Genomic DNA, 13,408 nt, shown 5'->3' on the forward strand with positions numbered 1-13,408 from the left:
GATCGAGGCCCGGCCGTGGCTGACGGTGTTCCGGCTTCCGCCGTATGCGCCGGAGCTGAACCCGGTCGAGGCGGTATGGGCTCACATGAAGAAGAGCATGGCCAACCTGCCGGTGCGCACCGTGGAGGAGCTGGTTTCGGTGGTGCGCGGTCGGCTCAGGCGTGTGCAGCGCAGGCCTGACCTCATCGCCGGGTTCATCGCCAAGACGGGGCTGGACTTCCAGCCGCCCTAACCTCAGCCTTTAAACCTCTCTAGCCAGGTGGTTTCGTCAACCACGCCCGAAACTGGTATCCGCTTCTCGGCCTGAAACTTCTTACATACGTCCGCACTAGCAGGGCCGTACACGCCATCAACGCGAATAGTCCAGCCGCGATCCCTCATACGGCCCTGCCAAACCTTCACAGCATTACCCTTCGAACCAGCCTTCAGATTCGATTTGAATGCAGGCGCCGGCGGCGAATCGTAGTCCGGATGCCCATAGCCGTAGATCCTAGGGCTACCCCTGTCGACCCATTTCGAAGCGACAGCGTCACCATTCGCATAGTTGCCGTCCCCGATATCGCCCGTCGTGTTGCCACCGATCGTCTTGATTCGATCCTCGGCCACCTGTACAACCAGCTCGACATGCGTCGAGCCCAAGGGGCCATAGAACACCCACGAGCCCGGACGCGGGGCATAAGACCAGCGGCCTTGCCGCCTAAACCACGCCACCGCAGTCAGGCACGACGCGGTGATAGGGACGATATCCCGGCAGTCAGCCTTACCAGCGACCCAGGTAAGAAACGTCACACACCAAGGCTGATTCTGAGCCCAACTAAGCTCCTGGACCTGGTCGGCATATTTAGACCAGTTCGAACCTTTCTCCTTATAGCCGACCTCGCCAGTAGCGACTTTAATCATACGTTCAGCGGTGCCCATACAACCCCATCAAATTTTCAGAACAGTCAAAACGATCGACACGGCAGCCATCAACGCAGACGCGGGCAGCGCATACCGCCACGCCTCAAGCGCCCTAATACGACGCTCGTGATCCTCATCAGTAGCCCGAGACTCCCTCAGCTCCTGTGTGAGTTGCCGGACTTCGCCGACTAGGGCCCTCAGCTCGTCATACATGTCTTTCAGCGTCACAACTACGCCGTGATCAGACAAAAGAATTTCACCTCACGCGACGATTACGTAGGTGCAGCTAAACCACAGATACCGCCACGACCCGAACTGAGTCGAAGCATCTACGAATTTCACGTATCCGTCTGACGTCACCTCGGCCAGGGCGGCGCCATGCGATTCGCCGCTGCTGTAACTCCTCAAATAGCCTGCGGCCGGCACACTCCAAAACGGTCTGATAGCCGCTGGAATCGAGGCCAGCACGGTGTCAGCCGGAACCGGAGTACCAGTACCAAGAAAACCAGCGCCCAGAGCAACAGTGACCACGGGCCCGTTCCGCATCCAAAAATTCGTCCCCATGTCGAAACTCCGCAGCATGGTGAGCCCGCCCCAGGAGAACGGCGCGCCGTGACTGTGGCTCCTAGCAGCCCATCGGACGTCGCCCTCTGACTCGGTCGCGAGCTTCACCGCAGTCGCAGACCGGCTTCCATGCCAACTCTGCGTCGATGGTTTATATACGAGAGCGCCAGGCGGGAAATCAGTCGGCGTCTCACCGACCCGAATGCGCTGCCCGATCAGGTCCCGAGCATCCTCCACGCTGCCCGCCGGTACCGAGTTGGTGCCGTTAGGGACCGTCGCATACCCCAGCACGATCTCCGGGCTGTTCCATCCCCGGTCAGGCTGCGGCTTAGCCGGAGGGTTACCCGGCGTCCCCTGCCTAACCGCAAGCGAAATGCTATTCGCGGCACGATCCAGACGCAAAACAACGAGGTCGGTTCGTGGCGCACCAGACGTGTTAGCGGCCACCGGTAGCGTTGTCGCAGAATCTAGATAGTAGTGGTGGCCCGCGATATGCGCCCGCCCAGGCCACACATGGATAATCCCCGCCTCGCCAGAAGAATGGATCTTCAAATCGTTTTCGGCCCGACTGGGCGCGACGACACCCGAGTCTTGCCAAATATCTGCCATGCGCGACCACTGCTCTTCAGTGATACCGGAACCAGGTCCCGCGTCAAACGGGTAGCTCTGCTCTGCCAGATTTCATCCAATCCTGATAGCCGACAATGCGGCCTCGGCCACTACGACGGTATCCGCGGTTCCTCCTTGCCGGGAAATCCCCAAGGAAAGCGATACTGGGGTGTTCAAAGGCGCCTGGCAAACCCCAGACGCGTTCAAGGCGATCTGCTGGCCAGTCACACCCGTCGTGTCGTCGCCGATAGAGCCGTCATAGGCGAACCAATCAGAAGACGAGTGGTGAAGCCCCAGAAGGAAACTGGAACTTTGAACCGGGGTCAACTTCGCGGTCCCTGTAACCTGCCAATAGGTCGTGATGGGCAGAACCGGCAAAGTCAACTTGCCTGCCTGATGGCCGCCCCAGCCAGGGCCGGTTTGGAAAGACGCCGTCGTGACATCGATAAAGTAGAAGAAAGCCGTCGTTGAGGCGGTGATGGTTTGAGACGCTCTGGTTCTGCGGGACATTTGCGGGGCAATGGATGTCGCGACCCATGCGGAACCTGTCCACACCAGCGTCCTGTAGGTGTCGGTCTCGTAGATCTGCTGCCCCGTGACCGGGGCTGCGGGCCTGGTCGAAAACGTGCACACGGTGACCCCGCCGGCCGAAGATCCGGACGGCAAAAGCCTGTCAGCACCCGACGACCGGAAAATGAATGCGCCATCTGACGGCCGGTAGCCGATCGCCCCATCCGGCAGACCAGAGCCATCCGCGATAACGGTTTTGATCCGTTTCCCAACAAACTCGCGAGCATCCGTCAAGTTCACAGCGGAAGACGTGCCAGGATTGATTTGGAAAGTACCGAGGGGGATTTCCCTGGTAGCCCATGCCCTGGTAGGGGGAGGCGGAATCGGAGGCGTTCCCGGAAAACCCTGAACTATCGCGAAGCCGATCGAGTTGCCGATCCGGTCCAACCGAAGGACAACCAGATCAATCCGCGGTTCCGCCGCCGAATTCTCCAGGAAAGCGAGTGGCCTCCCAGCGTCCAGATGGAAATGGAAGCCTGCGATCTGCGCGCGCCCAGCAGAAACCAAAACCTGGCCCTGTGATCCGACCGTCGTGATACGAAGATCGGTTTCGTGAGGGCCGTCGGCGATGACGCCGTCGTCCTGCCATGTGGCCGCCATGCGCGACCACTGCTCTTCAGTGATCGCTGCCCCCGCGCCGGCCTCAAAGGGATAATAGAACTCGGCTATATCATCTCCTGGATTCAAGCTTTTTCAGGGCGGCTTGCAGTTGTTTCATTGTGCGGTACAGCCTTGGCGCTGAATCGCTCGCAGGCGTCCCCACCACCGGCTCAATCCTCGCGCCGCTTTCCACGGTGTCCGTCAACTTCACTTCCCGCAGAACGTTCGCGATGCTTTCGCTGCCGATCTTCACAGTGACAATGTCGCCCAATGCGTAGTCGCGGCCGAACCGCAAACCATCAGTGTCCAACGGAGTGACCGAAAGGCTGGCTTTAGCAGCGCCCTCCAAAAGCGCCTCAGCCCCAGCCTGGTTTAGTTCGGCGATAACTGCCGGGGCAACGGCCGAGTTATCCTCGGGGTCGATCGGGTTACCGGTCACGCCACGTTTGATAGGGATATCGCGGCGGTCAATGAAACGCTCAGGGCGCAAACTGTTCCAATCGAGCGCTCCCGGAGCGTCCTCGAAACCCTTCAAATACCTTTGTCGGCCCTCGCCCTGACAACCCACGGCAGCCCACGTGTACTCCGGTGCGGTGATCGAATACTCGTAGCTCGCGATGTTCCCCATGTCCGGGCTGAGAATCGCTGTAGTGGCTCGGTTCACCGGCTGGAAAATCCGCAACCGGATACCCTCGCCGGACTGGACAACCCGGAACCCCAAACCCGACAGTTCAGCAATCCGCGCCATGTACTCGCCCAAAACATCGAACCTGGCAGACAACGAAATCGTAGACCCGAAACTGACGTCATCGATAACGAGGTAAGGGTGCCGACGCTCGACAAGCGCACCGGGCCCGATATTCACATTCGCGAGATATCTAAGGCCGCCGGCCGCAGAAATCGAACCCGACTCCCGATCGAGAGTCTGATCCCCGATAGGAGACGTCGGCAACGGAAAAATGACACGCTCGTGTAGCCACTGCTCATCCGAAACACCGGTATACGTGTATACGCCCGAAGGGCTTTCCGCGTTCCAGGTGCGGTTAATAGTTTTCACGGGACCGGACAGGATAGGTTCCGGAACGCCTTCAGCCCAAATGATCACACCGTAGCCCGGTTCAAGAACCGGATCGGAACCGCCTGCATCCACAGAGATAGTCCACGTGCCGACCCCGCAAAACCTTGCGATAGCCTCAAGACTCGTGTACCGCTCTAGGACGCCGACAGGGCGGTATTGTGCGTTTCGCACCTCGATAGTGAATCTACGCACCTAGATACCTCGGCCGGTACTCCAGAGTGATCAGGGTGTCGGCAGTCATACCGGCAACCGCTAGCTGGATCTGGTTCTCAGACGGGCCGATAGCCCAAAACTGCGGATTACTGCCGATGTGCTCCCACAGGTTCACACCCAAAGGGCCGATGACGCTTTTACGGCCAGGCCGTGTATCGATAGTCACCCTCTGCCCGGCGCCAAGCTGATAGGTGAAAGTGAACTCTCTGTTGAGGGTCACGCTTTTGAACGTCACTCCGGAAAGAGGGCCATCCAGCACCCACACAGGCCACGTATCCACCTCGCCAACAGTCGATACGATAATGTTGCCGTTGAACGCCAGATCGCGGTTCAGGTGCAGGCCGAGAAAGGGCATAGAGAAGAACGGGGTACGTCCTGCGGCGTCGCTGCGGAAAAGATGCGTGACCGCCGTTGACGAATAGAAAAACGGGTCGAGAGCGAGGAACCGCAGACCGTAGTTGCACCAGTAGTTACCGGCCGCGTCTTGCCCCTCGTCGCCCTCGGCGCCGTCCATATAAACCAGGTCGATGTACCGGCCTTCTTGCCCGGTCTCGTTCACAGTGAGCCGACCGGTGTTCACACCGGCAGGATTCAGAGCCGATACCAGGGTCCGGCGGCGTGCCACCGCTTCAGCCCGTGTCCCACCCTCGATGAAAACGGGGATGAATACTTCTCGCGGCGAAACCCTCGTCTGCGCCAAATGGGCGCCGTCCAAACCCGGCGTCTCCGTATAGACATGCGTGTATGTGGGCGCATGAAGCCCCCTCACGCCCGGCTGGACGATAATCCCTACAGGGGGGCTGCCGTCCCCGGCGGCGAGAACCACCGGGGGAGCGCCTGCGCGGCCTGGCTGCCACACCAGGCGAGTACGATCAGCCAGCTAGCCTCCAAAACTTCTTTCATCCGTCACCCGTAGAGGGCGTCCGCATAAGCGAGCACATTCAACATTTGGCGTTCAGTCGGCACCGTGGGAGCCGCGTTCAACGTCAGGTTGTAAACCGTTCCTGTGCGGTCGCCTAGTTCGACGGTTTGGTTTCGCGGGGCTGTCTGTGTCTGCCGCCTGAACGCTTGCAACGCCGCGGCTCGATACCCGGCGATACCACCGTCGGAGAATCCCTTCAACAGTCCGCGCTTGGCGGCGGCGTTCAAAGCCAACACAGTGTCAGGGCCGATAAACCGCACCGCCTCCGGCCTAAGAATTCCCTCACCGGGGGACAGCAGCGCCGGCACGATATCTCTCCCAGGCTGGAACCCTGGCACCACTCCGCCGTCAGCGAATCGGAAGAATGGGAAAGGTTGGAGAAGCGCAGAAGGGTTCAAGCTGTCAAGGAACGGCTTGATGGTCTCCATGTAGAACTTGCCGATCTCGACCAAACCGTTTTTCACGGCGTTTACAAATCCGTGCCACCATATGGCCATGGCCTGGGTTGTCTTCTGCCATTGGACCACTATCTCGGCGAGAACTACGACGAAGTCCTTCTGGAAGAAGTGTCGGAAAGAGCTGAAGAAGTATTCCGATAGTTCCGTAAGAGTCTTCTTGAAAGCCTCGACGTCTAGCGTGATGAGCTGCCACACGGCTTTCACCGCCAGAATGGCACCCTCAAGGATGACGAACAGGTCGGCCACCCGTGCCAGCGCCCACGCTAGACCTTCGCCGTCGCCGGTCAGCACCGCCACAAACCGCAAGAACGCGGGAAGGATATCTTCACGAACAACCCGGATCAGTTCCGCGAAATCGAATTCGCGGCCGATATCGAACAAAGCCTTGCCCACATCAATGAGGAGTAGCCAAAGCTCCCGCATGACTTCTTCGCCGCGCTGAAACCACTCGCGGAGCTCGTTCTGGCCCTCAATGCTGTTCACCCATTCCTGAAACTCGGTGAACGTGTCCGAGACGAGTTTCAGGAGCCGCTCACCGTAGGGGTAGGCGATCTCGAAGACCGCCGCGATAGTGCTAGCGACAGTGACCCCGATATCCACAATCCGCTGAATCGAGTCGCCGACCCGGTCCCAGAACTCAACAAGCCGACCCGAGCGCTCGCCTGAGGAAATGATTTCGTTGATCCTGGTGAGAACTTCATTGGCTGCGTCCGCGAGACGCAGCAGTAGCGGGCCCGCCGTGTCAGTGAGGATGAGGACGCTGTCCAGCACGCTGAGAGCAGAATCGCCGAGTTTCTCGAACAGCCTGTTGTTCGTGTCGAGGATGCGGCCGATGCGGTTCTGAGACTCACCGGTGCTCAACCAGACGATGACTCGCCCGGCGAAACCGCCGAAAATACCGGCCGTCTCGGCGAGCTCATCCTCGATCAAACCGAGTATGCCCATTGATCCGGCCAACGCCGCTTGCAGCGGCGGCAGAAACGCATCCTGGATAGCCCATTGGACTTCTTGCAGGCGAGGCAGAAGAGTTGAATCGAGGAAACGAACGAATTCGCGGCCGGCGGGGGAAAGCTTCTTAAGAGCTTCCTCAGCTCTGGCGGATTCCTCCGACTGTTTGGCTGTGGCCTGTGCGCTGTCCCGGATAGCTCGCGCTAGATCACGCTGAGCGTCCTCGATCTGCCTCGCCCCGTCAGACCTAGCATCGGCTAGAGCTTTCTCGGCGGCGGCGATATCGGAGCTGCCCTGTTTCCGGGCGTCCTGCAAATCGCGTTCAGCACGCGCTATACTACGAGCCGCATCAGTATAGGCATCGGCTAGAGCCGCCTCGGAATCCGAGATGCGGCGCGCTGATTCATCGCGAGCACGAGCTAGAGCCTTCTCCGCTTCAGCTATATCAGCTGCGGATTCCCGCCGAGCCTCAGCTAGAGCTTTCTCAGCCTTGATCTGGGATTCCTGCGCGTCGAGAATCGCCTGTTTTGCGTCGGTGACCTCGCGAGAACCTTCAATGCCTTCCTCGTTCGCGCGTTCCTGTTCCTCACGGAGGCGCCTATTTCTCAGCTCGATTTCGCGTAGCCGGAGCCGCGCCTGCTCGTAGGCTGATTCCGCGTCACGGCGCTCAAGTTCGCTGGCCCAAGAATCCTCTGATGTGAAGTTCTCGAAACGCGCTTTCGCCTTTTCAAGCGCAATCCGCGCCGACTCCTCATCAAGAATCCCGCCCTCGATATCGAGAGCCAAATTCTCAAGTCGGCGTTGAGCAGCCTCGCGGGCATCGGCCAGTTCGGTTTCCGCCGCGATAAGCCGGGCTTTGGAATCGCGTAGAGCGTCCTCGGCCGCGAGAACCCGTTCCGCGGATTGCTCATGTGCCCGAGTTACTCGCGCTTGCGCGTCCTCGACGAGGCGGGCGCTGTCCTCGACGGCATCGACCAGTCGGGACCGTGCTGACTCGATCCGGTCCCCGGCCTGCGCTACCGCATCGGCTAGAGCCGCCTCGGAATCCGAGATGCGGCGCGCCGACTCCTCCACCACCTCGGCTAGGCGGGTCTCGGAAGCCGCAACACGATCCCGACTGGACTCCACCACGTCGGCGACGCGACGCTTGGCGTCCTCGACACGCTCAGAGGCTGCCTGCATCGCCTGAGCTAGAGCGGCCGACGAGCGTCCCGCCGCGTCCTCCTCGGCCTGGAGAGCAGAGAGGGCATCCTCAATCCCGGCGAAAGCGAGAGAGAGGACGGTCGTCCCCTGCATGACAGCGCCCAGCACTGCGGGTAGAGCCAGAAGCGCCCCACCAGCGGCGGCAGCCTGAGACGCCACCGCAGTGAGACCAGCCGCGAGCGTAGATATGGCCGCTGCAAGAGGTGCTGCGGCGAGAGCGACAGCGCCCAGAATCACCGGCACGTTGACGAAAAGACGCGCTAGGCCGAACCTGAACGTCACCCCGACGGCAGTCGATAGCGAGTCGCCGATGTTGCGGCCAGCCCGACTCGCGATACCCTCAGCGTCCTGGAAAGCGCTCGAAATGCTATCGGAGATCTTTTTCCGCTGCTGAGAGATCGAGGAGAGAGAGTTCCCTAGCCCCATCCATCCGCTGGAAAGGCTTTCGCTGTAGCGGCGCATAGACTCGCGAGACCGCTCAACCATCTCATCGGTCTCGCTGATAGTCCGCTGGATCTCGGACTCAAGCAGCTCGTTTGCGCGCTGCACATCACGCGCCTCGGACTCGATAGTTCGAGAGACCGAGTTTTGCAGGGCACTCATCTCGCGGACGCCGCTCCGCAGCGCGCCGACCTGCCGGTTCGTCAGATCTTCAGTCGCCTCAGCTAGCCGCTTATACTCGGCCTCGACGCGAGAAATCCCGGCCGACACGTCAGCCTCAGAAGCGGCCTTGAGACCGGTCCGGATACTGATATCGATCTCGCGCATACTGCGTCGGATATCGTCCTCAGCCTGACTAAAATCATCTGTCAGCGCCTCAGACGCACGGCGGCTCTCACCCGCCACCGTCCGCGAAACCCTCGCAGCGGCGCCCTGAAGCTTAGATGCGTCGATGACCGGTTTGACTTTGATGGTGAGTCCGGTAATCGCTCTGTTCAGGACCTGTTGTACTTCGCCCTGCCACCGTTTCGTGATACCGGTGATCTGAGGCGCAACCCGGATCTTTCCGGCTGCGATACCACGTAGACGCTCGTTGAGTTCCCGGGTGAGCGCGTTGGTGACGCCGACGATCTCAGGCCGGATTTCGATATAGCCGCTGCCGACCTTGGTACCGTCAGCCAGTAGAGAATTCACCCCCAGTTAGTTATGCAGTGCTGCGAGGACACGAGAGATTTCAGCCGGAGTCGCGAACTCGGAGGCCGGCGGCGCATCCTGTTTCGAATAGCCTGGGCGCGGATACCGCTCCGGGAACGGCGTCTGGGTGGCTGACTTGCCGCGGTTGATGTTCGCGGTCAGCCAGTTCGCGAAATCAAGCCGCTCGATGAGATCCGCTATCATGTGGTCCCTGTCGGACCACGCGGCTTTTTCGCCGAGTAGGGCGACTGCTAGAGCAGAATCGCCGCGCATACTCAGGAGCCGTTTGATGCAGAGCCAAAGCCGGCGGAGAGAAACGGTCCCACTGTAGAAACCGGTGAGGTCTACAGTGGGGAAGAACATCAGGAGATCGGTTTCTAGGTCGTCACTGTGCTTGACAAGCACTGTGGCGACGAGAGCTAGTTTCCCGTGCTGCCAGTGCCGGACGCTGCCGAAATAGCCGACAGGAGATCTACAGCGTCCTGAAGCGAAGGATTAAGCTTCTTCAGGTTCGCGTACTGGCGTGGGCCCAGCATCCCGGCCAGCGCAAGCGAGATCTTGTTACCGTCCAGCGCCTCCATAGTCTCCATACCCCAATCCAGTGGATTAGTGGGGACAGTGAAAACAACGCCCTTGAACGGCACATCCACCGTGGATGGGCTGTCTTCAGCCTCGGTCTTGACGGTGCTCGCCTTACTCAATAAGAGACCTTTCTATCGTCTGTCAGGTGCCGACTGCGGCGTTAGTGAGCAGGTAGCCGAGAATGCCGCCCTGATCCAGAGCGTTCAGCGTCACACCGAGCGCGGTCGGCTCGTTACGAACCAGCGTCAGGCCCTCGCGACCGCTAACAGACGCGCGGGGAACAATCAGCCGGTTTCGAGCCGTGGCGTCGGACCATTCGACGATCAGCGCCGTCTCCGTGAGTTCCGGAGTCGAATCAAGATCGAGCCGGAAAACCCCGGGAACCGCGACCGGAGGGGTGGCACCGTCCATCGCAGGAACGAAACTAGCTCCGAAATACAGCTCCACGCTTTCTTTATCGAACTGCTGAAGCGTGAACTGGAGCGAATACTCGGCAGTAATCACGACATACTTGACCGGAGTTGCGGACTGCCACGCCCGCACCGGGTTAGTTTCCATACTCGGCGTCAGAACCACACCGGATTCATTCACATAACCGAGCGGTTTCCACGTGGCCGCGAGCGCCGTTGTCACGTCGAATGGGGCGGCCGTGCCGACAGCGCCAGTGAAAATGCCGCCATTCGGAGCGAAACGAATAGAGTTGACGGTATTAGCGCCCAGATTGATACCTCATGATTCATACAGGAACAGGGTTACGCGGTGCATGAATCGCTGCTCGGAAGTTTCAAGTTCCTGCGCGTCCCAAGGACTGGAAATCTCGTGCACGTCGGCTACGGCAACAAGGCCGTGAGAAGTGCCGGGCAAGGTCTCAAGGAGATACTCGCGAACAACGAAAGCTTGATTCGAAACGGTTTCCTTTGAGGAACCGTAATGGTTGAGGGTGATATGGTGGGCGTCCATTCGGTGCCGGACCACACGCCGGCCGCCGGGTTCCAAAACAACCTCAACGGCGGCATCGCCAGGGATTCGGCCGATAAGGTCAGCACCGACATGCACATCTGACAGGACCGGAAGCGTTCGAAGCCTGGCTACAAGAAACGGGATCGGGTTAAGGCGCGTCTATTCCTCCTCGTGTGCTCTGAGAGCCCTAGTGAGGATGTAGCGGCCCCTGTGTTTGATGCCGTCGCGCCATTCAGTCCACCCGAACTCCTGAACGATCGCGTGACGCCTTGCGAGCACAAACGACCTGAATCCATGCCGTCGATTCAAGCGTAGATCAACTTCCAGGTTCTTCTTGTATTGGCCGCGATAGCTTCCACGGGTGGAAGGCGCAAGCATGTGCGCGGTATCGCGGATACTGTTCGCCCTCTGCGAAAGCAGAAACGCGGTGACCTGAGAATGAGTGCCGAGACGCCTAACGGCAGGCAGTTTCAACGTCGCTCGGTTAGCCATCGATACGTCTCGCCGAGATACGCATATATGAGGCTGTACGGCCTCGCCAAACAATAGGTTCGCCGCGAACCTCATACCATTTACCGGCGAAACGGACGCGATCGGTAGGGCGCACGGCCACGGGCCGCGAGTAGATTGTGATCCTGACCTCGTGGTTTTCGTGGTCAGGATCACTTGTTTCCGTCGTGAGCGACGGTAGTACGATCGCGGAAGTAGATACGATCCGGCGCGGGTTGACCCAATCGCGGCGGGAACCGAAATCAGTTTCGACCACGTTTGCCCGGTACACGTCCACAATATCGTTAAACTGCAACCGGCCCCCCAGCATGCACGCTGGCCGCCCTCGCTCGATATTTGCGCAAGACGGCGCGTGCATCCGCTGACAGGCCAGACCGGTACACCGCATACCGTGTACTGATCTCGCCGATTTCTTCCGACAGAATGCCCGGATTCGAGTTCATCAACCGGATAACCTCGGAACAAGTGACTGCCCGAACTGCGGCCGGCACCGGACTGAAATCCCGGTACTGATCCCGAATCAACGCCGTCACGTCCTCAATCAGGGCCGTCACTTTAGCGGCTTCCTCGGCCTCCAGAGAGCGCCCTAGCCGCGTCTGCACATCCTCAAGGGACGCAAACAAATAGACCCCCTAGGGCGATCTCAGAACCTCCTAGAGGGCATTACGGAGTCGTGATACCAAGCGCCAGATGTTCCGGCCGCATCACTTTCGCACCGTAAACGTGCAAACCCCTGACGGCGTCAGCGAAAAACTTCTCCGGCCGGTAATACTCGACCTCAACAAGCTGTTCCGCGTACGTGGTCGCGATATTGTGGCCAGCGATAACGTGCGTGTTCGCAGGCATCACATTGCACGAAACCACCAAGAAGCCGAGGGTCTTGCCTACGACACCATTCCTGATCGGCTCATTGCTGCCGAACTGGGACGCGTCCACGAAACGCGAGTCCTGAAGCAGTAGACCATAAACATCAGGAGTGATAACCAAGAAACGGCCACCCTGAGGCGTATTCGTCTTATCCAGCTCGACCTTGAGTTGCACGATTTGCTTATAAAGCGCGTCGACAGTGCCAGCCAGGTTAACGGTAACCCGCCGATTTCCAGCAGGCACCGCAGCAACGATCTTGGCCGCTACATAGGCATCCGCGACCTCGGCCAGTTTCCGGCCGGCGCGAGTAACGCCATGCGTCATGTACTGGCCACCGATTTGAGACTGTACTTGCGTGATGTCCTCAACGCGGAAGCGGAAAGCCCGTGCGCGCTCAATCTCAAACGTGAGACTGTCGCCAGTGTTCTCCGCGGGATCACCCGCGAAACCCGTGATCGGGCTATAGTCCTCGGTCGTCGGGTCAAGTACGGTCGGGATACGAACTGTGTCGCCCATGCCGGTGATATCGCCTTCGTAGTCGCGGTTGACTACGAGGCTAGAACCGATAACGAGTTCGGCCTCAAGGGCCATGAAAATGCCCGAGGTCCAAATCTCGGGAACAAAACGCGCTGCCCTCTGGGCAGCATTAAAAATCGTCGGCAGTAGTAAAAACTCCTAAGGGGTTACGTTTCGCCGTTGAGCAGGTTGTCTAGGCGGCCGTCTAGGCGGGCCTGGTTGATCTCGGCGGGGGTGAGGGTCTGTAGGTCGGCACGAGTGAGCTGGTCCGTGGATGGTTGCCTCTGGCCGATACCGAGAGAGTCAGGCGGCGCGTACTTGGGCGCGTCGGGCCGCGGCGTGAACGCGGCGAGCAGTCCGGCGATGGCGTCCGTGTCGGGGGTGCCGTCGTCGGCTGCGAGCCTCCCCAGGTCCACCACGGCCGCGATGCTGTCGGGGAGCTGCACACCGGACGCGGCAGCCTGCCGGTACAGCGCAGCCTCAACACGCGTGTGCGCGGTGTCGGCGAGCGCGGCCTGTCGGCCTTCCTCGCGGGCAGCATCCACCGCAGACGCAGTCTCACTCTCAAGCGTCGATACCTGCTTAAGAGCGTCGTTGCGCTCGCCCTCGTGTTTCCTGCTAAGGCCCTTCCACTTGTCCCTATCCGTAGTCAGGTTGTCTCTGTCCGCAGTCAGAGAGGCGATTTGGGCCTGTAGAGATTCCACCGTTACCGTGTCGGTCGGCGGGTTCGGGTTGCCGTCATCCGGCATAAATCATCTTTCCTGTCCATGTCGG

At 59.8% G+C, this 13,408-nt stretch carries 12 protein-coding genes; 2 read left to right on the forward strand and 10 right to left on the reverse strand.

Annotated features, from left to right (window positions below; genetic code table 11):
• Positions 1–232: transposase (locus BLQ73_RS33440; RefSeq protein WP_218125860.1), on the forward strand; the 232-nt coding region annotated here is incomplete at its 5' end.
• A gap of 2 nt (positions 233–234) precedes the next feature.
• Here BLQ73_RS33440 and BLQ73_RS14840 read toward each other — a convergent pair.
• The 8 genes from BLQ73_RS14840 to BLQ73_RS14875 all read right to left on the reverse strand — a co-directional run bounded on the left by BLQ73_RS14840 (position 235) and on the right by BLQ73_RS14875 (position 10,507).
• Complete coding sequence (locus BLQ73_RS14840) at positions 235–918, reverse strand: peptidoglycan-binding domain-containing protein (RefSeq protein ID WP_143020275.1); 684 nt, start codon at positions 916–918, stop codon at positions 235–237.
• Between the two features lie 1,227 nt (positions 919–2,145).
• Positions 2,146–3,330 (reverse strand): hypothetical protein, encoded by a 1,185-nt coding sequence (locus BLQ73_RS14850; protein ID WP_143020276.1) that lies wholly within the window; start codon positions 3,328–3,330, stop codon positions 2,146–2,148.
• Positions 3,314–4,513: a siphovirus ReqiPepy6 Gp37-like family protein gene (locus tag BLQ73_RS14855; protein ID WP_093171041.1), complete on the reverse strand. Its 1,200-nt coding sequence runs from the start codon at positions 4,511–4,513 to the stop codon at positions 3,314–3,316. Before BLQ73_RS14855 ends, BLQ73_RS14850 begins: the two co-directional genes overlap by 17 nt.
• Complete coding sequence (locus BLQ73_RS14860) at positions 4,506–5,114, reverse strand: phage distal tail protein (protein ID WP_338056629.1); 609 nt, start codon at positions 5,112–5,114, stop codon at positions 4,506–4,508. The genes BLQ73_RS14855 and BLQ73_RS14860 overlap by 8 nt, the downstream gene beginning before the upstream one ends.
• Positions 5,115–5,440: 326 nt before the next feature.
• Complete coding sequence (locus tag BLQ73_RS14865; RefSeq protein ID WP_143020277.1) at positions 5,441–9,199, reverse strand: coiled-coil domain-containing protein; 3,759 nt, start codon at positions 9,197–9,199, stop codon at positions 5,441–5,443.
• A gap of 6 nt (positions 9,200–9,205) precedes the next feature.
• A complete protein-coding gene (locus BLQ73_RS14870; protein WP_093171044.1) occupies positions 9,206–9,604 on the reverse strand; it encodes a hypothetical protein in 399 nt (132 codons plus the stop codon).
• A 14-nt stretch (positions 9,605–9,618) separates the two neighbouring features.
• Positions 9,619–9,900 carry a hypothetical protein gene (locus BLQ73_RS31350; RefSeq protein WP_143020278.1) on the reverse strand — a complete coding sequence of 94 codons (282 nt, stop codon included), beginning with the start codon at positions 9,898–9,900 and terminating at the stop codon, positions 9,619–9,621.
• Between the two features lie 22 nt (positions 9,901–9,922).
• Positions 9,923–10,507 carry a phage tail tube protein gene (locus BLQ73_RS14875; RefSeq protein WP_476712863.1) on the reverse strand — a complete coding sequence of 195 codons (585 nt, stop codon included), beginning with the start codon at positions 10,505–10,507 and terminating at the stop codon, positions 9,923–9,925.
• 204 nt (positions 10,508–10,711) lie between these two features.
• Between BLQ73_RS14875 and BLQ73_RS34625 the strand changes: the two genes are divergently transcribed.
• The gene (locus BLQ73_RS34625) at positions 10,712–10,843 is read left to right on the forward strand and encodes a hypothetical protein (RefSeq protein ID WP_275936290.1); all 132 of its coding nucleotides are present in this window, start codon (positions 10,712–10,714) and stop codon (positions 10,841–10,843) included.
• Between the two features lie 1,071 nt (positions 10,844–11,914).
• Here the strand turns inward: BLQ73_RS34625 and BLQ73_RS14880 are convergent.
• Both BLQ73_RS14880 and BLQ73_RS14885 read right to left on the reverse strand, forming a co-directional pair.
• On the reverse strand, positions 11,915–12,709 hold the full coding sequence (locus BLQ73_RS14880) for a phage major capsid protein (protein ID WP_093171046.1): 795 nt from the start codon (positions 12,707–12,709) through the stop codon (positions 11,915–11,917).
• Between the two features lie 92 nt (positions 12,710–12,801).
• Positions 12,802–13,383: a hypothetical protein gene (locus tag BLQ73_RS14885; RefSeq protein ID WP_093171047.1), complete on the reverse strand. Its 582-nt coding sequence runs from the start codon at positions 13,381–13,383 to the stop codon at positions 12,802–12,804.
• Positions 13,384–13,408 lie beyond the last annotated feature (25 nt).

Source organism: Sinosporangium album, from assembly GCF_900100605.1.
Classification (GTDB): domain Bacteria; phylum Actinomycetota; class Actinomycetes; order Streptosporangiales; family Streptosporangiaceae; genus Sinosporangium; species Sinosporangium album.

Bases quoted from the DNA above. Each gene is read 5' to 3' on its own strand.
- BLQ73_RS14840 (WP_143020275.1), bottom strand. From the start codon at position 918: ATGGGCACCGCTGAACGTATGATTAAAGTCGCTACTGGCGAGGTCGGC.
- BLQ73_RS34625 (WP_275936290.1), top strand. From the start codon at position 10,712: ATGGTTGAGGGTGATATGGTGGGCGTCCATTCGGTGCCGGACCACACG.
- BLQ73_RS14880 (WP_093171046.1), bottom strand. From the start codon at position 12,709: ATGGCCCTTGAGGCCGAACTCGTTATCGGTTCTAGCCTCGTAGTCAAC.
- BLQ73_RS14885 (WP_093171047.1), bottom strand. From the start codon at position 13,383: ATGCCGGATGACGGCAACCCGAACCCGCCGACCGACACGGTAACGGTG.